The 20,105-nt window shown below is 65.4% G+C and carries 25 protein-coding genes and 1 tRNA gene; 21 read left to right on the forward strand and 5 right to left on the reverse strand.

Annotation, left to right across the window (positions count from 1 at the left end; genetic code table 11):
• Position 1: 1 nt before the first annotated feature.
• From AC1DRP_RS14215 to AC1DRP_RS14240, 6 genes are read left to right on the forward strand one after another with little or no spacing between them, the layout of a single operon-like run.
• Positions 2–1,015, forward strand: a complete 1,014-nt coding sequence (locus tag AC1DRP_RS14215) for a fumarylacetoacetate hydrolase family protein (RefSeq protein ID WP_476768788.1) — start codon at positions 2–4, stop codon at positions 1,013–1,015.
• Positions 1,005–1,967, forward strand: coding sequence for an MBL fold metallo-hydrolase (locus tag AC1DRP_RS14220; RefSeq protein WP_441507908.1), 963 nt, complete (start codon positions 1,005–1,007; stop codon positions 1,965–1,967). Before AC1DRP_RS14215 ends, AC1DRP_RS14220 begins: the two co-directional genes overlap by 11 nt.
• 4 nt (positions 1,968–1,971) lie before the next feature.
• A complete protein-coding gene (locus AC1DRP_RS14225; RefSeq protein ID WP_441493080.1) occupies positions 1,972–2,526 on the forward strand; it encodes a DinB family protein in 555 nt (184 codons plus the stop codon).
• Positions 2,523–4,121: an FAD-dependent oxidoreductase gene (locus AC1DRP_RS14230; RefSeq protein ID WP_476768789.1), complete on the forward strand. Its 1,599-nt coding sequence runs from the start codon at positions 2,523–2,525 to the stop codon at positions 4,119–4,121. Before AC1DRP_RS14225 ends, AC1DRP_RS14230 begins: the two co-directional genes overlap by 4 nt.
• Positions 4,118–4,315 (forward strand): DUF2783 domain-containing protein, encoded by a 198-nt coding sequence (locus AC1DRP_RS14235; RefSeq protein WP_441507906.1) that lies wholly within the window; start codon positions 4,118–4,120, stop codon positions 4,313–4,315. The genes AC1DRP_RS14230 and AC1DRP_RS14235 overlap by 4 nt, the downstream gene beginning before the upstream one ends.
• 33 nt (positions 4,316–4,348) lie before the next feature.
• Positions 4,349–4,882 carry a hypothetical protein gene (locus AC1DRP_RS14240; RefSeq protein ID WP_441493077.1) on the forward strand — a complete coding sequence of 178 codons (534 nt, stop codon included), beginning with the start codon at positions 4,349–4,351 and terminating at the stop codon, positions 4,880–4,882.
• On the opposite strand, the gene AC1DRP_RS14245 is transcribed toward AC1DRP_RS14240, so the two are convergent.
• A complete protein-coding gene (locus AC1DRP_RS14245; protein WP_476768790.1) occupies positions 4,863–5,468 on the reverse strand; it encodes a GNAT family N-acetyltransferase in 606 nt (201 codons plus the stop codon). The genes AC1DRP_RS14240 and AC1DRP_RS14245 overlap by 20 nt on opposite strands.
• Before the next feature lie 75 nt (positions 5,469–5,543).
• On the opposite strand from AC1DRP_RS14245, the gene AC1DRP_RS14250 reads away from it, so the two are divergent.
• On the forward strand, positions 5,544–6,071 hold the full coding sequence (locus AC1DRP_RS14250) for a CreA family protein (RefSeq protein WP_441493075.1): 528 nt from the start codon (positions 5,544–5,546) through the stop codon (positions 6,069–6,071).
• Between the two features lie 9 nt (positions 6,072–6,080).
• Here AC1DRP_RS14250 and AC1DRP_RS14255 read toward each other — a convergent pair whose 3' ends face one another.
• Positions 6,081–6,413, reverse strand: coding sequence for a hypothetical protein (locus tag AC1DRP_RS14255; protein WP_113512928.1), 333 nt, complete (start codon positions 6,411–6,413; stop codon positions 6,081–6,083).
• 314 nt (positions 6,414–6,727) lie between these two features.
• Between AC1DRP_RS14255 and cysS the strand changes: the two genes are divergently transcribed.
• The 3 genes from cysS (at position 6,728) to cimA (ending at position 10,516) form a co-directional block, all read left to right on the forward strand.
• Positions 6,728–8,257, forward strand: a complete 1,530-nt coding sequence (cysS, locus tag AC1DRP_RS14260; RefSeq protein WP_476768791.1) for a cysteine--tRNA ligase — start codon at positions 6,728–6,730, stop codon at positions 8,255–8,257.
• 173 nt (positions 8,258–8,430) lie between these two features.
• Positions 8,431–8,808, forward strand: a complete 378-nt coding sequence (locus AC1DRP_RS14265) for an endonuclease domain-containing protein (protein WP_441507915.1) — start codon at positions 8,431–8,433, stop codon at positions 8,806–8,808.
• Between the two features lie 112 nt (positions 8,809–8,920).
• Entirely contained in the window at positions 8,921–10,516 is a 1,596-nt protein-coding gene (gene cimA, locus AC1DRP_RS14270; RefSeq protein ID WP_441493072.1) for a citramalate synthase, read from the forward strand.
• A 141-nt stretch (positions 10,517–10,657) separates the two neighbouring features.
• Here cimA and AC1DRP_RS14275 read toward each other — a convergent pair whose 3' ends face one another.
• On the reverse strand, positions 10,658–11,005 hold the full coding sequence (locus AC1DRP_RS14275; protein ID WP_441493071.1) for a hypothetical protein: 348 nt from the start codon (positions 11,003–11,005) through the stop codon (positions 10,658–10,660).
• Positions 11,006–11,183: 178 nt separating this feature from the next.
• On the opposite strand from AC1DRP_RS14275, the gene AC1DRP_RS14280 reads away from it, so the two are divergent.
• From AC1DRP_RS14280 to AC1DRP_RS14295, 4 genes are all read left to right on the forward strand, one after another.
• Positions 11,184–13,097 (forward strand): ABCB family ABC transporter ATP-binding protein/permease, encoded by a 1,914-nt coding sequence (locus AC1DRP_RS14280; RefSeq protein ID WP_476768792.1) that lies wholly within the window; start codon positions 11,184–11,186, stop codon positions 13,095–13,097.
• A gap of 99 nt (positions 13,098–13,196) precedes the next feature.
• The gene (locus AC1DRP_RS14285) at positions 13,197–13,688 is read left to right on the forward strand and encodes a hypothetical protein (protein ID WP_441493068.1); all 492 of its coding nucleotides are present in this window, start codon (positions 13,197–13,199) and stop codon (positions 13,686–13,688) included.
• Positions 13,689–13,700: 12 nt separating this feature from the next.
• Positions 13,701–14,294: a hypothetical protein gene (locus AC1DRP_RS14290; RefSeq protein WP_441507902.1), complete on the forward strand. Its 594-nt coding sequence runs from the start codon at positions 13,701–13,703 to the stop codon at positions 14,292–14,294.
• Positions 14,291–14,803 (forward strand): hypothetical protein, encoded by a 513-nt coding sequence (locus AC1DRP_RS14295; RefSeq protein ID WP_476768793.1) that lies wholly within the window; start codon positions 14,291–14,293, stop codon positions 14,801–14,803. Before AC1DRP_RS14290 ends, AC1DRP_RS14295 begins: the two co-directional genes overlap by 4 nt.
• Before the next feature lie 9 nt (positions 14,804–14,812).
• Here the strand turns inward: AC1DRP_RS14295 and AC1DRP_RS14300 are convergent, their stop codons facing one another.
• Positions 14,813–15,277, reverse strand: coding sequence for a GNAT family N-acetyltransferase (locus AC1DRP_RS14300; protein WP_441507900.1), 465 nt, complete (start codon positions 15,275–15,277; stop codon positions 14,813–14,815).
• A 232-nt stretch (positions 15,278–15,509) separates the two neighbouring features.
• Here AC1DRP_RS14300 and AC1DRP_RS14305 point away from each other — a divergent pair, with 232 nt between their 5' ends.
• Both AC1DRP_RS14305 and AC1DRP_RS14310 read left to right on the forward strand, forming a co-directional pair.
• Positions 15,510–16,208 carry a phosphatidylserine decarboxylase gene (locus AC1DRP_RS14305; RefSeq protein WP_476768794.1) on the forward strand — a complete coding sequence of 233 codons (699 nt, stop codon included), beginning with the start codon at positions 15,510–15,512 and terminating at the stop codon, positions 16,206–16,208.
• 95 nt (positions 16,209–16,303) lie between these two features.
• Positions 16,304–17,155 carry a CDP-alcohol phosphatidyltransferase family protein gene (locus AC1DRP_RS14310; protein WP_441493064.1) on the forward strand — a complete coding sequence of 284 codons (852 nt, stop codon included), beginning with the start codon at positions 16,304–16,306 and terminating at the stop codon, positions 17,153–17,155.
• A 93-nt stretch (positions 17,156–17,248) separates the two neighbouring features.
• On the opposite strand, the gene AC1DRP_RS14315 is transcribed toward AC1DRP_RS14310, so the two are convergent.
• The gene (locus tag AC1DRP_RS14315) at positions 17,249–17,632 is read right to left on the reverse strand and encodes a hypothetical protein (protein WP_141739951.1); all 384 of its coding nucleotides are present in this window, start codon (positions 17,630–17,632) and stop codon (positions 17,249–17,251) included.
• Between the two features lie 328 nt (positions 17,633–17,960).
• On the opposite strand from AC1DRP_RS14315, the gene AC1DRP_RS14320 reads away from it, so the two are divergent.
• From AC1DRP_RS14320 to AC1DRP_RS14340, 5 genes are all read left to right on the forward strand, one after another.
• Positions 17,961–18,569, forward strand: a complete 609-nt coding sequence (locus tag AC1DRP_RS14320; RefSeq protein ID WP_476768796.1) for a Maf-like protein — start codon at positions 17,961–17,963, stop codon at positions 18,567–18,569.
• Between the two features lie 93 nt (positions 18,570–18,662).
• Positions 18,663–19,484 (forward strand): SDR family NAD(P)-dependent oxidoreductase, encoded by an 822-nt coding sequence (locus tag AC1DRP_RS14325; protein ID WP_441507898.1) that lies wholly within the window; start codon positions 18,663–18,665, stop codon positions 19,482–19,484.
• Entirely contained in the window at positions 19,477–19,686 is a 210-nt protein-coding gene (gene yacG, locus AC1DRP_RS14330) for a DNA gyrase inhibitor YacG (protein ID WP_441507897.1), read from the forward strand. The genes AC1DRP_RS14325 and yacG overlap by 8 nt, the downstream gene beginning before the upstream one ends.
• A gap of 88 nt (positions 19,687–19,774) precedes the next feature.
• Positions 19,775–19,850: transfer RNA gene (locus AC1DRP_RS14335), tRNA-Phe, on the forward strand.
• A partial coding sequence (locus AC1DRP_RS14340) for a hypothetical protein (protein WP_476768795.1) occupies positions 19,818–20,105 on the forward strand: 288 nt, incomplete at its 3' end. The genes AC1DRP_RS14335 and AC1DRP_RS14340, both read left to right, overlap by 33 nt.

Genomic DNA, 20,105 nt, shown 5'->3' on the forward strand with positions numbered 1-20,105 from the left:
GATGAAACTCGCTTCCCTCATGCACGGTCGTGATGGCCGCCTTGTCGTGGTTTCCAAAGACCTGACGCGCGCCACGGACGCTTTTCCCGTGGTCGCGACCATGCAGGCCGCGCTCGACGACTGGGGGCGCCATGCGCCGCGCCTGGCCGATCTAGCAGAAGGATTGGAGCATGGCTCCGTCCCATCCTTCCGTTTCCACGAGCATGATTGCGCAGCCCCCTTGCCACGCGCCTATCAATGGCTCGACGGCTCGGCCTATGTGAACCATGTCGCGCTCGTCAGGAAGGCGAGGGGCGCGGAGATGCCCGAGAGTTTCTGGAGCGACCCTCTGATGTATCAGGGCGGATCCGACGCCCTGCTGGGGCCGCGCCAGCCGATCCGGATCCGCTACGAGGAGGACGGCATCGATTTCGAGGCCGAGATCGCCRTCATCACCGGCGACGTGCCGATGGGGGTCTCTGCGGAAGCGGCGCATGGCCATGTCCGCCTCGTGATGCTCGTCAATGACGTCAGCCTGCGCAACCTGATTCCGGACGAACTGGCGAAGGGCTTTGGCTTTCTCCAGTCGAAGCCGCCGACGGCCTTCTCGCCGGTGGCCGCGACACCGGATGAACTGGGCGAGGCATGGCAGGGCGGAAAGCTGCATCTGCCGTTGCTGTCGCTGCTCAACGGCCAGCCCTTCGGACAGCCGAATGCCGGCATCGACATGACCTTCGATTTCGGCACGCTGATCGCTCATGCCGCGCGAACGCGCCCGCTTTCGGCCGGAACGATCATCGGCTCCGGCACGGTCTCGAACCGCGACGACGAAGGTGGCCCGGGGCGCCCGATCGCGCTGGGAGGCGTCGGCTACGCCTGTATCGCCGAGCAGCGCATGGTCGAGATCATCAAGTCGGGCACCGCGGCAACGCCTTTCCTGCGCTTCGGCGATACGGTTCGTATCGAGATGAAGGACGGGGATGGTTCTTCCATTTTCGGTGCGATCGAACAGGACGTGCTGCCCCATGTCGACTGACAAGCCCGCCTTCGCCTCCAGTGCCGATCTCGGTGAGAAGACCGTTTCCTTCGATGAGATCGGCCGGGGCATCTACGCCTATACCGCCGAGGGCGACCCCAATACCGGGGTCGTCGTCGGTGACGAGAGCGTGCTCGTCTTCGATGCGCAGGCGACGCCGAAGATGGCGGAAACCGTGATCGAACGCGTCCGCAGGATCACCGACAAGCCGATCAGCCATGTCGTGCTCTCGCATTACCACGCGGTCCGCGTGCTGGGAGCGCCAGCCTACAGCGCCCGCGAGATCGTCGCCTCCGATGTCGCCCGCGAGATGATCGTGGAACGCGGCGAGCAGGACAAGGCGAGCGAGATCGGCCGGTTTCCGCGGCTCTTCCAGGGCGCGGATTCGATCCGCCCGGGCCTGACCTGGCCGACCATGACCTTTTCCGACACCGCCTCGATCTGGCTGGGCAAGCGCGAGGTCAGGCTGATGAAGCTCGGGCGCGGTCATACCGCAGGCGACATCGTCGCCTGGATTCCCGATGCCGAGGTCTCCTTCGCGGGGGATCTCGTCGAATATGGTGCGACGCCCTATTGCGGCGATGCCCATTTCGAGGACTGGCCGACGACGCTCGACCATTTGTCGGCCCTCGGCTCGGTCGCGATGGTGCCTGGCCGGGGCGCTGCGCTGACCGATGCGGCGATGGTCGCCGATGGCATCAGCGGCACGCGCGCCTTTCTCAGCGACCTCTATGACGCCGTGAAGCAGAACGCCGGCGCGGGCCGCTCGCTCCGCGAGACCTTCGAGCGTGTCCATGCCGTTTTGAAGCCAGGCTATGGCGACTGGGTGATCTTCGAGCATTGCCTGCCCTTCAATGTTTCGCGTGCCTATGACGAGGCCAACGGGCTCGATCATCCCCGCATCTGGACCGACGAGCGCGATCGCCAGATGTGGCTCGACCTGCGAGGGTAGGGCGGTGTCGCTCGTCGCCTATCTGCGCAAGGCGGCCCGCAACAATGGCTGGGCCAATGACCGGCTGCTGCGCGCCTGCGCCGAACTGGACGACGAGGCATTCAGGGCCACGCGAACGAGCTTCTTCCCCTCGCTCCACGAGACCTTGAACCACAATCTCTCGGTCGATCAGTTCTATCTCGACGCCCTGGAGCAGGGCGGGCGCGGGCTCGCCGTCTTCGATACCTTCCGGCCGCTCGACGCGGCCGCGCTCCTCATCGTGCAGGGGCAGACCGATCGCCGCCTGATCGCCTTCTGCGATGCGTTGAGCGAGGCAGAGCTGGCACGGCAGGTCGAGACCGATCGCGGCGATGACGGCAAGGTGCCCGAGCGGATCGACGATCTGCTCGCGCATCTCTTCCAGCATCAGATCCATCATCGCGGCCAGGCCCACGCCATGCTCGCCGGCACGACGGTCGCGCCGCCGCAGCTCGATGAGTATTTCCTCGCTTTCGATGCCGGCCGGCGTGCCTCGGATCTGCGGGGGCTCGGGATCGAGGGGCCGGAGGCGATCGGATGACGACGGAGCTGCGCCGTTTCGCCTATCGCCGCAGCCCTGACCAGGATGCACGCGAACCGGCCCATCATCCGGTTGTCATCATTGGCGCCGGCCCGGTCGGGCTGACGCTCGCGCTCGATCTGGCGCGCCGTGCCGTTCCCGTCGTGCTGATCGATGATTCCGATCGCATCGGCGAGGGCTCGCGCGCGATCTGTTTTGCCAAGCGTACGCTCGAGATCTTCGACAGGCTCGGCCTCGCGGAAGGCATGGTCGCGAAAGGCGTCACCTGGCAGCGGGGCAGGGTCTTTCGCGGGCAGGAGCAGCTCTATGAGTTCGATCTATTGCCCGAGCCTGGCCACAAGCAGCCGGCCTTCATCAACCTGCAGCAATATTACGTCGAAGCGGCGTTGGCCGACGCTGCGGCTGCGGAGGCGCTGATCGATCTGCGCTGGTCGAACCGTCTCACCGGCATCCAGCCTCGTAGCGACGGCGCGCTCCTGACCATCGCGACGCCGGATGGGCCCTACCAGTTCGATGCCGGCTGGGTGGTCGCCTGCGACGGAGCGCGATCGCCGACGCGCGCGCTGCTTGGCCTGGAGTTTCGCGGTGAGGCCTTCGAGGACAAGTTCCTCATCGCAGACGTGAAGATGCGGGCGGAATTCCCCACCGAGCGTTGGTTCTGGTTCGCGCCGCCCTTCCATTCCGGACAGTCGGCCCTGCTGCACAAGCAGCCGGACGATGTCTGGCGCATCGATCTGCAACTCGATCGCGACGCCGACCCCGAGCATGAACGACAGCCCGAGATCGTGCGGCCGCGCATCCGGCAGATGCTCGGCCATGACGATTTCGCGCTGGAATGGGTCTCGGTCTACCGCTTCCAGTGCCGCAGGCTCGCGCGCTTCGTTCATGGTCTGGTGGTCTTCGCCGGCGATGCGGCGCATCAGGTCTCGCCCTTCGGCGCGCGCGGCGCCAATTCCGGCATCCAGGATGCCGACAATCTCGGCTGGAAACTGGCATTGGTCGTGAAAGGGCAGAGTCCCGCTTCTCTGATCGACAGCTATGACAGGGAGCGTGTCGAAGCAGCGCAGGAGAATATCCTGCATTCGACCCGCGCCACGGATTTCATCGCGCCGCGCTCGCCAGGCGAGCGGGTCTTGYGCGATGCGGCCCTTGCCCTGGCCGGCAAGGCCGGCTTCGCCCGGGGCTTCGTCAATTCCGGGCGTCTCTCGCAGCCGACGACCTATCTGGCGTCGCCGCTTTCGACGCCTGGCCCGGATTGGCAGGGGGGGCTCGCGGCGGGCACCTCCTTCCACGACGCTGCGCTGCCATCCACAGCCGGCGGGCGGCGCTGGCTGAGCGAGACGCTGGCCGAGGGCCGGCCGGTCATCATCGCCTGCGGGGTGGCGGCCGAGGGCATGACGCCTGCCGCCGCCTTGTGGGTCGACGTTCCCGCCAGAGATGGGGGAGACGAGCCCCTGGCGCGACGTTACGGATTGACGCCGGGCGATGCCGTCGTGCTGCGTCCTGACGGCCATGTCGCGGCGCGGTTTCGCCAGGCGACACCTGTGCAACTGGCGGCCGCGATCGAGAGGCTGGAAGGGCGCGCCGCAGCATGAGCAGCGAACTTGTCACGGAACCGAATCTCTCCGATCCCGACGCGGCGTTCCGGATGATCGCGGAGGCGCATCGCGATCTCTCCGAGGCCGAGAGCGTGGCGCTCAATGCAAGGCTCGTCCTGATCTTCGTCAATCATATCGGTGACGTGGAGATCCTGCGTCAGGCCTTGGCGCTGGCGCGCGAGGCGCGGTAACGTCGCATTTCCTCTGCCGGAGCCTTGGCCGCGATGATCGATCCCGTTCCGCTCTATTCCAGCGCCATCCCGCTCTCGTTCTTCCTGTGGGGGCCGGCGCTGGTGATGTTGATGTTCTGGCTCACCGGGCTCTGGGCGAGCCGTCAGGGCGTGGCCCGCATGCTCGAGAGCGACTGGAACGGCTTCAACGCTGCCGATGTCGAAAAGCTCTTCGCAGCTTATGGCGAGGAACGCCGCAACCGCTACCGTCACCGGGTGCTGCCGGCCGATGTCGCCTTCGCCCTGACCTATGCGATCGTCGGCGCGATCATCGTCGCGGGCGTCGCGATGCGCGGCTATCCCTGGTGGGTGGCGGCATTATGCGGCGGCGGCTGGCTCTTCGGCGGGCTCTGCGATGTCGTCGAGAATTTTGTCATTGCCCGGCTGCTCGACAAATACCCCCGGGTCGAGGCGGGCGATGTCGCCATGGCGAGCGGCTTCACGCAGTTGAAGCTGGTGCTGTTCACGCTCGGCGTGCTCGGCGCGCTGGCCGCGGCCTATCTGGTGTTCAAGCCACTGGCGGTGTGACGACCGGTGCCGCGGCTGCGTCATGGGTGGCAAGCCAGCCGGCGCGGCCGAGGCGGAAGAAGGCGCAGAGGAAGTGCGGATCGCCCATCAGCCATGAGCACCGGTCGCTCTCGCGCTGGAAACCGAGCCTCTCCGCCAGACGAAGGGATGCCGCGTTCAACGGGTGCGTGAGGATGACCACCTCGGTTAGGTCCAATGGGCCAAAACCGTGCTGGAGCAGGCGCGAGGCCGCCTCCGTCGTATAACCCCGGCCCCAATGGCGCGTCTCGAAGCGGTAGCTCAGCTCGATCTGCGCCGTCGCCGGAGCGCCGGGGAACAGCGCGACATAGCCCAGCAACGCGCCAGGGCTTTCGCGCGGGCTGATCGACCAGTAGCCCAGCCCCCGATCGACATGGGTGAAGCTGCGCTTCGCCACGGCCTCCCTGCTCATGAAGGCGGTGCCGACTGGCGCGATGTGTCGCATCACCTCCGGATCGGAATTCATTGCAATGACATGGTCGAGATCCTCAATGGTTCTCGGCCTGAGGATGAGGCGGTCCGTCGCGAGGATCGGCTGCGTCGTCGCCGGCATCTTGCTGGTCTGCATCGGACGCCTCTGGCATTGCTTCGCCTCAGAACCCATATGCGGCGCCGGCTACGCGGAACAGTCAGGAGATCGAGAATGCGCGCCTGTGGTACCACCTCTTCACGCGCCCTGGCCCTGGCTCTGTTGGCGCTAGGGCTCGGTCTGACCGGGGCCGCACAGGCCCAGGAGGACCTGATCTTCAGGAAATCGACCGTCTGGAAGATGCTGACGCCGAACGACAAGCTCGCCGTCTATGGCGTCGACGATCCGATCGTCGAGGGTGTGGCCTGCCACTACACTATCCCCGAGAAGGGCGGCGTCTCCGGCATGTTCGGGGTGGCGGAGGAGGTCTCGGAGATCTCGCTCGCCTGTCGTCAGGTCGGTCCGATCAAGTTCAAGGAGAAGTTCGAGCAGGGCGATGTCGTCTTCCGCGAGCGCCGCTCGATGGTCTGGAAGAAGATGCAGATCGTGCGCGGCTGCGACATCAAGCGCAACGTGCTGGTCTATCTCGTCTATTCCGACAAGCTGATCGACGGGTCGCCGCAGAATTCGACATCCACCGTCCCGATCATGCCCTGGGGCGGGGTAGGCGAGGCGCCGAAATGCTCGGATTGGGTGAGGTGAGCCGCAGGCTCAGCCGCCGCAGGTGATCGAGAGCGGCTGTTCGGCCGGTTCGGTGATGACAGGCTTCGAGACCGAACCGGTGAAATCTTCGCGCGAGGCGATGCCGAAGGCTGTCGCCTTCGCAAAACCCTGGGCCTCGCACCAGGCATCGGCGACGATCTTGCCGCATTCCGAAGTCTTCGAGGACAGGCAGTCGGCGACGCCATAGCCGTCGCTCGCCGGAATCAGGAAAATGCGCTGGTCGTTGGAAGCGGCCACCGTCTTCGAGGTCGGCAGGACTGCGAGCGAGAGGCCGGCTCCGACGATTCCGAACAGGCCGATCAGGGCGATGGCGCGGCGCATTCTCGATCTTTCCTCGTGACCCGACAGGCCAAAGAACCTTCGAAGCATGAGGATGGTTCCAGTCCGTTAAATTTGAATGAATTCGGCGTCAGCTATGTTGCGGCGCAACAAACTCGGGCGCCCTCTTGACGCAAAGCCCGCGCACAGGCAATCAGTTTTTCATGACGCAGGCCGCCATCCGGATTTGCATTATTTGCCGCTAGCTTTCGCTGGCCGGCTGCTCACGTCATCGTCCTGAAACGACCCGACAGAAAGCGCCCCCGGCCAGCGGCCCGGACCACGCTTCTCGTCGCCTATTCGCCAGGACCGTTTCGATGACGCCGACTTTAAGGCTCTACAACACGCTGACGCGGACGAAAGAGACGTTCGCGCCGATCGATCCCGGCAATGTCCGCATGTATGTCTGCGGTCCGACGGTCTATGACTACGCCCATATCGGCAATGCCCGCCCGGTCATCGTCTTCGACGTGCTCTACCGGCTGCTCCGCCATCTCTATGGCCCCGAGCATGTCACCTATGCCCGCAACCTCACGGACGTCGACGACAAGATCAATGCGCGCGCCGCCCGCGACTTTCCGGGCCTGCCGCTGAACGAGGCGATTGCCCKGGTCACGCAGACGACGACGGCGCAGTTCCACAATGATGTCGATGCGCTGGGCAATCTGCGCCCCGATGCCGAGCCGCGCGCCACCGACCATATCGAGGAGATGAAGGCGATCATCGAGCGCCTCATCGCCCGTGGCATCGCCTATGTCGCCGAGGAGCATGTGCTGTTCCATGTGCCGGCTGTGGCGAGCCTGGGGAAGGCACCGAAATACGGCTCGCTCGCCCGGCGTTCGCTGGACGAGATGATGGCCGGCGCCCGTGTCGATGTCGCGCCCTACAAGCGCGATGCCATGGATTTCGTGCTGTGGAAGCCAAGCCGCGACGGCATCGACCCCGGCTGGCCTTCCCCGGCCGGCATCGCCACGCCCGGCCGCCCCGGCTGGCATATCGAGTGCTCGGCCATGTCGATGGCGAAGCTGCTCGCACCCTTCGGCGGCGGGCTCGCCTGCGATGACCCCGCCAGGAATGTCTTCGACATCCATGGCGGCGGCATCGACCTCGTCTTCCCGCATCATGAGAACGAAATCGCCCAGAGCTGCTGCGCCTTCGGCGGTGCCGATGGCGCCGGCCGCATGGCGAATATCTGGATGCATAACGGGTTCCTGCAGGTCGAAGGCGAGAAGATGTCGAAGTCTCTCGGCAACTTCGTCACCATCAACGAACTGCTGCAGACCGATGCCTTCGGCGGCCGGACATGGCCGGGCGAAGTGCTGCGCCTTGCGATGTTGAAGACGCATTATCGTCAGCCGATCGACTGGACGGTGAAGTCGCTGGAGGAGGTCGAGTCCATCATCGGTGGCTGGGAGGAAGTCCTGCGTGGCATTCCGACGGAACCGCAGGCCACTCCAAGCGACGTGGATGCCGAAATCATCGCCGCGCTGGCCGATGACCTGAACACGGCCAAGATGATGACGCGGCTTCACGGTCTCGCACGCGAAGCGAAGGCCGGCGATCCGAAGGCTGCGCGCGCATTGGCGGCAAGCGTCGATTTCCTCGGCCTGAATCGTCAGGCCTGGGGGCGGAAGGAACAGGAGTTCCTCATCCGGACGGCGACCGATGACGGCTTCGCGACGCGTGTCGACGATCTGATCCAGCGCCGGCTTGCAGCACGTCGCGCCAAGGACTTTGCCGAGTCCGATCGCATCCGCGACGAACTTGCGGCGATCGGCATCCAGCTCAAGGATGGCAAGGACCCGGCGACGGGCGAGCCCACGACAGCATGGCAKGTCAAGCGATGAACCGCGACCAAGCCCCCTCTCCCCTTGCGGGAGAGGGTTGGGGTGAGGGGTCGCGCGACGCTTGCCGGCCTTCGGCTCATTCTGCTTCAACCGGACAGGGAAGCGCGACCCCTCATCCGGCCGCTGCGCGGCCACCTTCTCCCGCAGGGGGAGAAGGGGAGCATGCGCCGTCGCTGCGTGCCAAGCTCGGCCAGCGCGCGCGCTCGATGCGCAAGGAGCCGACGGAGGCCGAGCGCAAGCTTTGGCACCTCCTGCGCGACAGGCGGTTCAGCGGTTTCAAGTTCCGTCGGCAGGTCCAGATCGGTTCCTATATCGTCGATTTCGTGTGTCCGTCGAAGCGACTGATCGTCGAAGCCGATGGCGGCCACCATGCAGAAAGCACCTATGACGCCGTTCGGGACGCTTGGCTGAAGGAGCAGGGCTTTCGCATTCGTCGCTTCTGGAACGCCGATATTCTTCGTCGTGGCGACGAGGTCCAGGACACGCTTTGGCACGATCTCGATGGAGCGACGCTCCATGAGACGGACATGACATGGGAAGTGAAACGATGAACCGGGATGCCCCGAAGATCCGGCKCGCCGGTGCGCTCTCGGTCGCCATGAAGCTCGTCATGCTCGCCATGGTGATGCCGCGTGTGCTGCGCTATCGGATGAGGGCCGGGCGATGAGCGCCCGCGTCCATCTTTTCGATACGACGCTGCGCGACGGCGCCCAGACCACCGGAGTCGACTTCTCGCTCGACGACAAGCGCGCGGTCGCCGCCATGCTGGACAAGCTCGGCATCGACTATGTCGAGGGCGGCTATCCCGGGGCGAACCCGCTCGATACCGCCTTCTTCGCGGAGAAGCCGACTTCGAAGGCCAAGTTCGCTGCCTTCGGCATGACCAAGCGGGCAGGGCGCTCGGCCGCCAACGACCCGGGCATCGCTGCCCTGCTCGAGGCGAAGGCCGACGCCATCGTCTTCGTCGCCAAGAGCTGGGACTACCATGTCCATGTCGCGCTCGAGATCTCGCTCGAGGACAATCTCGAGGGGATCACCGACAGCGTGAAGGCCGCGAAGGCGGCCGGACGCGAGGTGATGCTCGACTGCGAGCATTTCTTCGACGGCTACAAGGCCAATCCCGACTATGCGCTGGCCTGCGCGCGGGCAGCCTATGAGGCGGGCGCGCGCTGGGTCGTGCTTTGCGACACGAATGGCGGCACCTTGCCGGACGAGGTCGGCGCCATCGTTGCCGAGGTCGCCAAGGTCGTGCCGGGCGATCATCTCGGCATCCATGCCCATGACGATTGCGGCTGCGCCGTTGCCAATTCGCTGGCGGCGGTCGAGGCGGGGGTCCGCCAGATCCAGGGCACGCTGAACGGGCTCGGCGAGCGCTGCGGCAACGCCAATCTGGTGACGCTGATCGGCGCGCTGAAACTGAAGGACAGGTATCGCGAGCGCTTCAGCATCAATGTCGACGAGCAGCAGCTCGGCGAGCTGACCCATGTTTCGCGGGCCCTCGACGAGATGCTGAACCGCGCCCCGAACCGGCACGCGCCCTTCGTCGGTTCGTCTGCCTTCGCGACCAAGGCCGGCATCCATGCCTCAGCGGTGCTGAAGGACCCGCGCACCTATGAGCATGTCGCGCCGGAAGCGACCGGCAATATCCGCAAGGTCCTGATCTCCGACCAGGGCGGCAAGTCCAACCTCGTTGCCGAGCTGGAGCGCATCGGCGTGACGCTTGGGCGCGACGATCCGCGGCTCGGGCGCCTGCTCGACGAGCTCAAGGACAAGGAGGCGCAAGGCTACGCCTTCGAGGGGGCCGACGCCTCCTTCTTCCTGCTCGCCAAGCGGATCCTGCGCGAGGTGCCGGATTATTTCACGGTCGAGCGCTTCAAGGTGAATGTGGAGCGCCGCTACAACGCCAATGGCGAGCTCGTCACCTTCTCCGAGGCGATCGTGAAGGTGCAGGTCGGCGACGAGCTGCTGATCTCGGCTGCCGAGGGCTCTGCCGGTCCGGTCAATGCGCTCGACGTCGCCTTGCGCAAGGATCTCGGCCGCTATCAGTCGCTGATCGGCGGCTTGCGGCTCGTCGACTACAAGGTCCGCATCTTCCAGGGCGGCACCGATGCGGTGACGCGCGTCCTGATCGAATCCGCTGACGAGACCGGCGAACGCTGGACCACGGTCGGTGTCAGCGCCAACATCATCGACGCCTCGTTCCAGGCGCTGGTCGACTCGATCACCTACAAGCTGATGCGGGCCGGCGCGACGGCGTAAGCGACGAGGGCTTTTGATCCGCCGCGATTCCCGGGTGAGGCGCAGCGCCCACCTGGCAATCATTCTGCGGATGAGCGTTCGGCGGTGCCGCCGCGGTCGGGAATGGCCGGGACGAGGCCCGGCCATGATGGCCCTGGCGGCTCAATCCGTCAGGCGGATCGTCTTTTCCCTGCAGAGATCGACGCCGTCATTGTCGTTTTCGACCTCGTCGCTGAAGCGACCGAGCACGAAATAGCTGCAGCCTGCCGGCTTGTTGAGTTTCAGCACGGCGCTCTTTCCGGGAGCGAGCGGCTTGGCGAGTTTGGCGACGAGGCGGGGCTGTTCACCCGAGGTGGTGATTTCGAGCGTGTTCAATGGCACGCTGCGGGCATTGGTTACCTTGATCTGTGCCGGCGGCCGCGCTGATTGCGCCAGGGCGGGAAGCGTCGCGAGGCAGAGTGAGACGCTGGCGCCGATCAGGCCGGCAAGGATAACCCGTTGAGCTCTCATGGCTGTTTCTTTCCCCGATCCGAGCATTGACCGCTCCGACGCCATCTCACACCGGTCCTTCGACGAGAACAAGGCCAAGCCGGCGCGCGTGTTCCGCAATCCCCGACTTGCAGCAAGGCTCATGCATTCGCCCGCGATCGCGGATATATGGGCGGTTCAACTTGGAACTGTTTGAAAAATGTCCCCGCCTGCCGCGCCGCCTCCAGCGTCGAACTTCGCCCACTCGGCCGTCCTGCAACCCGGCTCCGGCTTTGTCGCGACCTTCCGTGCGCTCTGGCCCTATCTCTGGCCACCGGATCGCGCCGATCTACGCAAGCGCGTGGTCGCGGCCTTCATCCTGCTGGTCATTGGCCGCATGGTGCTGATGGGCGTGCCCTTCACCTTCAAATGGGCGACGGATGCCCTGGCGAACACGCCGACCAGTCTCGGGCGCTGGCTGCCCTGGCTGGTCGGCGCACCGCTGACCCTGACGCTGATCTACGGGCTGGCGCGCGTCGGCTCCTCGGCCTTCATCCAGATGCGCGACGCGTTGTTCGCACCCGTGTTCATGCATGCGGTGCGCACGCTGGCGCTGCAGACCTTCGGTCATCTGCATTATCTCTCGCTGCGCTTCCATCTCGAGCGCAAGACCGGCGGTCTGACCCGCGTGCTGGAGCGCGGCCGCAACGGCATCGAGGAAATGGTCCGCCTCGGCCTGAACCAGTTGGTGCCGGTCGTGGTCGAAGTCGCCCTGATCACCGCCGTGCTGCTGACGATGTTCGACTGGCTCTATGTCGTCGTGCTGGTGGTGATGGTGACGACCTACATGGCCTACACGATCAAGGCCACCGAATGGCGCATCGCCATTCGCGGCGCCATGAACGAGTCCGATACCGACGCCAATTCGAAGGCGATCGACTCGCTGCTCAACTATGAGACGGTGAAGTATTTCGGAGCAGAGGCTCGCGAGACAGCCCGTTACGACCGTTCGATGGCGCGCTACGAGCGCAATTCGATCAAGGCCTATACCTCGCTCGCCTGGCTCAATTTCGGACAGGCGGCGATCTTCGCGACGGGCCTGACGATCTCGATGGTGATGGCGGTGCGCGGCTTCCAGGCCGGCACGCATACGGTCGGCGATTTCGTGCTGATCAACGCCATGTTGATCCAGCTCTACCAGCCRCTGAATTTCATGGGCACGGTCTATCGCGAGATCAAGCAGGCGACCCTCGACATCGGCGAGATGTTCGCCCTGATTGGCCGCGATCCCGAGATCCAGGACCATCCGGGCGCCCCGCCGCTTCGCGTCGATGCAGGCGAGGTCCGCTTCGAGGACGTGCATTTCGCCTATATCCCTGAGCGGCCGATCCTGAAGGGTATTTCCTTCACGGTGCCGCCGGGCAGGACGATCGCCATCGTCGGCCCGTCCGGCGCCGGCAAGTCGACGATTTCGCGCCTGCTCTTCCGCTTCTACGAACCGGCCCAGGGCAGGATCATGATCGACGGGCAGGATATCGCCGCGATCCAGCAGGTCAGCCTGCGCTCGGCGATCGGCATGGTTCCGCAGGACACCGTGCTGTTCAACGACACGATCGAGTACAATATCCGCTATGGCCGGCCGGATGCGACCGAGGCCGAGGTCGAGGAGGCGGCGCGGCTCGCCCAGATCGACCGCTTCATCCGGTCGTTGCCCGACGGCTATGAGACCTCCGTCGGCGAGCGCGGCCTGAAGCTCTCAGGCGGCGAGAAGCAGCGCGTCGCCATCGCCCGCACCATCCTGAAGGGGCCGCCGATCCTGGTGCTGGACGAGGCGACCTCGGCGCTCGATTCCTTCACCGAGAAGGAGATCCAGGACGCGCTCGACCGGGTCAGCGAGGGGCGCACGACGCTGGTCATAGCCCATCGGCTCTCGACCGTAATCAATGCCGACGAGATCATCGTGCTGGACAAGGGCCTGATCGTCGAACGCGGCCATCACCGCGAGTTGCTGGCGGCGGATGGCGTCTATGCGGCGCTCTGGAACCGTCAGCGCCAGGTCGACGAGGCCAAGGCGACGCTGAAGCGCGCGACCGAGGAAGAAGAAGAGAGTGTGAGAGTGACCCTGACGCAGTAGTCGGGGCGACGGAATTCTCTCGCCAAACGCGGCCTGCTTCCTGCATGCTATACTCCGCCGGCTTCACACGAAGCCGGTGGAGCATTGCGGGGGCTGCTCATGTTCGATCCGACGACCTTCACCGGCTTTCATACCTGGCTCAGCCTGATCGCCATCGTGGCGGGTTTTCCCGTCGCCGCGGCCATGCTGAAAGGGCACACGCGGCCGCGCTGGACCGGAATTTTCCTCTCCACCGCGTTTGCCACCAGCGCGACGGGCTTCGGCTTTCCATTCAACGGCCTCCTGCCCTCGCATATCGTCGGTGCGATCTCGCTCATTCTGGTCGGCCTTGCCGGATACGCCCTCTACGCTCGCAGGCTCGATGGCGCCTGGCGGCGGATCTATGCGGTCACGGCGATGCTCGCCTTCTATCTGCTGATCTTCGTTGCGGTCGCGCAGGCTTTCATGAAGGTGCCGTTTCTCCAGGCCATGGCGCCGACCCAGTCAGAGCCGCCCTTCGCGATTGCCGAAGGGCTCGTGCTGCTGATCTTCGTGGTGCTGACCTATCTCGCCGCGCGCCGCTTCGTCCGCAGCCCGACGGCGCTCGCCTGAGGATTGCGTGGCTTGCGTGGCGATGGCTCGCTCCCACGCAACTGGCCGATCCTTGCCTGCCGCGGTGACACCATGCTGAAGCGCCTGCGCCTGACCGGGGCGCTTCTCTTCTCCATCCTGGCCGCGGACCGGGCCGCTGCCGCGACGGAGCAGGGCTGGGAGCTCTGGATCGTCAAGCCGGGACGGCCGGGCATCGTCCAGACGTGCTCGCTGCTCAGAATGTCGCCGTCGCCGCTGGAATCGACACTTCCTCCCGATCGGCAACCGCTTCGGCTCGATGAGGCGCTCTCGATACGCTGGCAGGGCGGATATCTCGTGCAGGGCGGCGCGCCCGAGAGCCCCGCAGCGAAGCGGGGCTGGAATCCGGCCGATAGTTGCTTCGTCCTGATGGTTGCGGGCAAGCCTGTCGCGGCCGGCGCTGTCCTGCCGCGAGCCTCCGCTCAGCTGCTTCGCTTCGATACTCTCGTGGTCCAGGAGGACCGGGCAGGCCAGCGGCTCGCCTTCGAACTGCTCCCGCATTTTCCGGCGGATGTCATGCTGCCGGCCCCTGCGCCCTGGGCGGCGGCGCTCGGTGCGCTCAGCCGCCCCTCAGGGGCCACGCGATGACGGCAGCGAAGCGCTTGCGAGCGGTGTTCGGGCTCGGCGCCAGCCTGGTCCTGGCGCTGTCGGCCATGCCTGTGCAGGCCTCCGGCACGAAGAAAATCGGCAACTGGGTGGTCATTACCAATGACCGGCAGGGCGGGCGCAAGGATGTCGCGGCGGTGCTGAGCGATAGAGAGGCCCATGTCGGCCTCGCGATCCGCTGCATCGAGGCCAGCCTGTCCATCGCCTTTCTGCCGCTGAACAATGACGGACTGTTCGGCAAGGCGGGGCGGGCGGCTGMATCCTTCGTTCAAGCCGATGGTCAGCCGGCGGTTGAACTGGCGGGCGCGGTCGGGGCGGACCGGGCCGTGCATGTTGCGCGCCCGGCGTCCCTACTCGGATTGATCCTCGGCGGGGCCGAGATGAGTGTGTTGATCCCGGCTCAGGGCAGCGGGGCGGTTTCTGCCGATTTCGACCTTGCATCCGGCCGGAGCGCGCTGGCCGAGCTTGTCGGGCAGTGCCCGGCCGACTGACGGCTACGCTCAGTCCAGCTCCAGCCGGTAGCGCAGCTTCAGGCGCTCGCCGCGGGCATAGCTTTCGTAGTTTTCCGGGATCGTGACCTCTTCGACGAGGACACAGCCGAGCCTTTCCAGCGTGCGGCGGGAGGCGAGATTGTCGGGCGTCGTCGTCAGCCAGAGTTCGCTGAGGCCGCACGCCTTGGCCAGGGGAAGCAGCGCCGTCACGGCTTTGCCGGCGAGGCCGCGCCCGCGATAGGCTGGCTCGACGGAAAAGCCGATCTGCCCGGCGAGATGGGTCAGGAGATAGCTCGCGCCTGGCCGCAGGCTGATCGTGCCGGCGGGCTCAGCCTCGGCCAGGATGTCGAAGCGATAGGCGGCGGCGCGCCAGGGCGAGGTTTCCGGCGAATAGCTCCTGCTCAGCCGCAGGCTGACATCGTCACAGCCAAGCCTGGCCAGAAGAGCCGTGTCGATATCGCCCGCCTCCGCCATGTCCCGCACTCCGCACCAATGCCATGGCTGCACTTCTAGCCGTTCCGCTGCCCTGTCTGGAAGACGCGGCGGCAAAGAGGCGGAGTTTCGTCTGCCACAAGGGGCGCGGCATGCGGCCTCTTCCCCCGGAGCGCCGAACCCCGTAAATCACGCGGCAATGCCTGCCGCCCCATTCGGGCCGCAGGGGAGCGTCACTCTGCCGACGCGCTGACAAGACCAAACAGGATTGCCCATGTCGCTCGTCGATTCCGTCCGCAAAGTGATCGTTCCCATCCACAAGGAGGGCTACGTCTTCATCGCGATCGCGCTGGTGGCGACGATCGTGCTCGCCAATCTTTGGTCGCCCTTCGGCTGGCTCGGCGCGATCATCACGATTTGGGTCTGCTATTTCTTCCGCGATCCCATCCGGGTCACGCCGCAACGCGAGGGGCTGGTGATCTCGCCGGCCGATGGCCGCATCAGCCAGATCGCCTCGGCGCTGCCGCCGCCGGAGTTGAACATGCCGGCCGAGCCGATGACGCGCATCTCGATCTTCATGAACGTCTTCGATTGCCATGTGAACCGCGCCCCGGTCTCGGGCCGCATCATCAAGATGGCCTATACGCCGGGCCTCTTCCTCAATGCCGAGCTCGACAAGGCGAGCGAGGACAATGAGCGCAACGCGCTGGCGATCGAGACCCCGGCCGGCACGGTCGGCGTCGTCCAGATCGCAGGCCTGATCGCGCGGCGCATCGTGCCCTTCGTCAAGGAGGGCGATGCGATTGCGACGGGCGAGCGTTTCGGCCTGATTCGCTTCGGCTCGCGCGTCGACGTCTATCTGCCGACGAGCGTGATTCCGCTGGTTGGCGAAGGCCAGACCGCGATCGCCGGCGAGACCGTGCTGGCCGATGTCTCGGCCAGCGAAACACGGCGCAGCTTCCGCGGAATCTGAGCGCTTTCGACATCCCGGAGCGCCGTGATGCGGCGCCCGGGATGATCGCCGACTGCTCCTAGCCTCCGGGCCTAAAACCGCGTATTCCGGCTGGCATGAGCGATCTCTTTCCCCCCTTCGAGCCCGAGCAGGCTGAATCGAAGCGCACGCGCTTCAAGGCGATCCCGTTTCGGCTGATCGCGCCCAATGTCATCACATTGCTGGCGCTCTGCCTCGGCCTGACCGCGATGCGGCTCGTGGTCGAGGGCAAGCTCGAATCGGCGACGATCTTCATCCTGATCGCTGCCGCGCTCGACGGCGTCGACGGCCGCCTGGCGCGCATGCTGAAGGGCACGTCGCGCTTCGGCGCCGAGCTCGATTCGCTCTCGGATTTCGTCAATTTCGGCGTCGCCACGGGCTATGTGCTCTGGATTTTCGTCCTGCACGATCTGCGCTCCTTCGGCTGGATCATCGTGCTGACGCTGGCCTGCGCCATGGCGCTCCGGCTCGCGCGCTTCAACGTGATGATCGACGATCCCAATCGTCCCGACTGGCAGAAGAACTTCTTCGTCGGTATGCCGGCGCCCGCGGGCGCGATCACCGCGATGCTGCCGCTCTATCTGCATTTCATCGGTGTGCCGGTGCAGGAATATGGCGCCCTGCTGGTCGGGATCTATATCCTGTTCATCGCCTTCCTGACGATTTCGCGCATCCCCTGCTATGCCGGCAAGACGCTCGGCACCCGCGTGCCGCGTGAGAAGGTGCTGCCGCTCTTCGTCGCGGTGGTGGTGGTGGCGGGGCTGCTCTTTGCCTACCCCTTCGAGATGCTGTCGCTGATCGTGCTGGCCTATCTCGCGCTGATCCCGATCAGCGTTGCGCGCTATCGCAAGCTCGAGCGCGAATACAACGCCGGCCTGGTGGAAGCTCCGTCCGAGCTCGCCAAGGCGTCCGTGTCGGATACCGACTAAAGCATCGGCTCGAAAAGTGGATTTGCGGTTTTCGGGATAGCCGATGCAAACGCACTGAAGCATCGGCCGGAAAAGTGTCGGGCCGGCTATAATCTAGCGGCGGCGGCTGCTCAGCCGCGCCGCATTGGCGCGGGTTCGTTTCGAGAATGGCTCGAGGGTGTTGCTGGTCGCCCGGGCGACCGCCTCGCTCATGTCGAGCTGGCTGAATGGGCTGAAGGCCAGATCCCACCAGAACAGGCTGACAGCCTGGCTCGCGGCGAGGCCGCTTTCCATCACCGCGGAAACCTTCTCGGTCAGGGCCTTCGTCGCCTCGCGCTGGCCGCGCCGGTCGCCGAGCGCGCCCTTGAGCAGGATCGGCATCCGCATCGCGATGGTCAGCCCGGCCTCGGCCTGCATCGTCATGACCTTGCTCACGAGCGCCTGCGCTTCCACTCCCGTTCCCAGAGCGGAACGCGGACGTCGGGTCGATGTGGTCATTTCGGTGAAGGGCTCCGGAACACGGGACAGGTCGGAAAGGACTCCGGCCTCGCAAAGAGGCCGCGTCTGCGGGCCGCAGGCTTTAATGTGTCAAGTGAAAGGCTGAAACGCAAGGGCGAGGCTGCGTATTTTATGCGCAGTGAACATAACGAAATGGGTATTGCGCTCCAGGATTGCATTCGGCGCGTGGCGGTTCAGAGAGATTTCGCAACCGGCGAAAATGATCTAGAGGCTTGGTCGGAGGGTGTCCGCCATGGGCGCCTGCGAGCCTTAGAGACGAACGCCCTTGAGTTTCTTCTCCACTCCCAAGCAGCCCGGCTGGCGGCCTATGCTGGTCCTGGCTTCGGCCTCTCCGCGCCGGCTGGCCTTGCTGGAGCAGGCCGGGTTGAAGCCCGACGCCATGCTGCCGTCCGATCTGGACGAGACACCGCTGAAAGGCGAGCGGCCGCGCGATCTTTCGCGCCGCCTGGCACGCGAGAAGGCGCAGGCCGCGCGGGAGGGCGCAAAGAGCCGCCMCGATCTCGAAGGCTGCTACATCCTGGCGGCCGATACCGTGGTCGCAGTCGGCCGTCGTGTCCTGCCCAAGGCGGAGATCGTCGATGAGGCGGCTGCCTGCCTGCGGATGCTCTCCGGGCGCGCCCATCGCGTCTATACCAGCGTAGCCCTGGTTACGCCGGGCGGAGCGATCCGTGACCGTATCGTCGAGACGCGCGTGCGCTTCAAGCGGCTCTCGACCGAAGATCTCGAGATGTATCTCGCCTCGGGTGAATGGCGCGGCAAGGCCGGCGCCTACGCGATCCAGGGCATTGCCGGCTCCTTCGTGGTCAAGCTCGTCGGCTCCTATAGCGGCGTGGTCGGCCTGCCGCTCTACGAGACGGTGAACCTGCTCGGCGGCGAAGGCTTCCCGATCCGCTTCGGCTGGATGAATGTCGGCTGAGCGTCAGCGCATCTTGCCCTGACCTGCGGTTATCCCGATCCTGTCGCCGCTGCCGCTTCGGCAGCGCAAGGCGCGCAACCAGGGATGGGGCCGATGACGGAACGCTTGAGGGGCAAGGTTGCAATCGTCGCGGGCGCAGGCTCGATCGGGCCCGGCTGGGGCAATGGCAAGGCAACCGCGACGATCTTTGCGCGTGAGGGCGCCAGGGTGGTCTGCGCCGATCTCAACCGCGATGCCGCCGAGGAGACGGCGGCAATCATCCAGAACGAGGGCGGCCAGGCCTTCGCGGTCCAGACCGACGTAACCCGGGCCGATTCGATCGCCGATCTCGTCGGCCAGGCGCTCGGCCGCTATGGCCGCATCGACATCCTCGACAACAATGTCGGCATCGCCGAGGTCGGCGGCGTCGTCGATCTGCCGCAGGAGACCTGGGAGCGCGTCTTCAAGGTCAATGTCACCAGCGCCTTCCTGGCGATGAAGCACGTCATCCCGGTGATGCAGCGCCAGTTCGAGGAGACGGGCGAGGGCGGCTCGATCATCAACATTTCCTCGATCGCCTCGATTCGCCACACCGGCGTGCCCTATGCCAGTTACTCCGCCACAAAGGCGGCGCTGAATCACCTGACCCGCACGACCGCGGTGCAATACGCGGCGCAGAAGATTCGCGTGAACGCGATCCTGCCCGGCCTGATGAAGACGCCGATGGTCGAGCATTCCGCCGGCCTCGCGCAGGCCTATGGCGAAGGCGACATCGCCGCGATGTGGAAGGCGCGCGATGCGCAGGTGCCGATGGGTCATATGGGCGAGGCCTGGGACGTGGCCTATGCCGCGCTCTTCCTTGCCAGTGACGAAGCGCGCTATGTCACCGGCATCGAACTCGTGGTCGATGGAGGCATCACGCTCAAATATGGCTGAGAATCAGGACACGTCACCCCCGCCGGCGCCAAGACCCTGCCCGATCTGCGGCAAGCCGGCGGTACACCGCTTCAGGCCCTTCTGCTCGTCACGCTGCCGCGACATCGATCTCGGCCACTGGCTGAAGGGCAGCTATGTCATTCCCGGCGAGCCGGTGGAGGAGTCTGAAACCGGGTTACCCACACGCGAAGACGAGACTTGATCGGAAGCCGGCTGAAGCGACTGGACAGCCCGCCAATCACGCTCTATATCGCCCCCACCAACACGAAGCGCCTGGCGCTTCGCCGGATGCCCAGATAGCTCAGTTGGTAGAGCATGCGACTGAAAATCGCAGTGTCGCTGGTTCGATTCCAGCTCTGGGCACCACTCCCCCTTTGGGGCAGCATTGAAAATGCGCTCAATCAAGTGACGCATCCCGCCAAATCGCATTTCGATCTGCGCAGCACGACCTATGACCGGCCGAGAGCCACTACCGCGTCGTGGCGCTCCTCCGGGCAGGGCGCTCTGGGGGCAGCCCTATTGATCCAGTGGGATGCTCTGCCTGAAGAGGACAATGGACGTGATGGCAAGCACCAGCCAGAATCCCCATCCGATCAATATTGCAAGATCGCCGCTGAGGAC

This window comes from Allobosea sp. 01N443 (assembly GCF_056399325.1).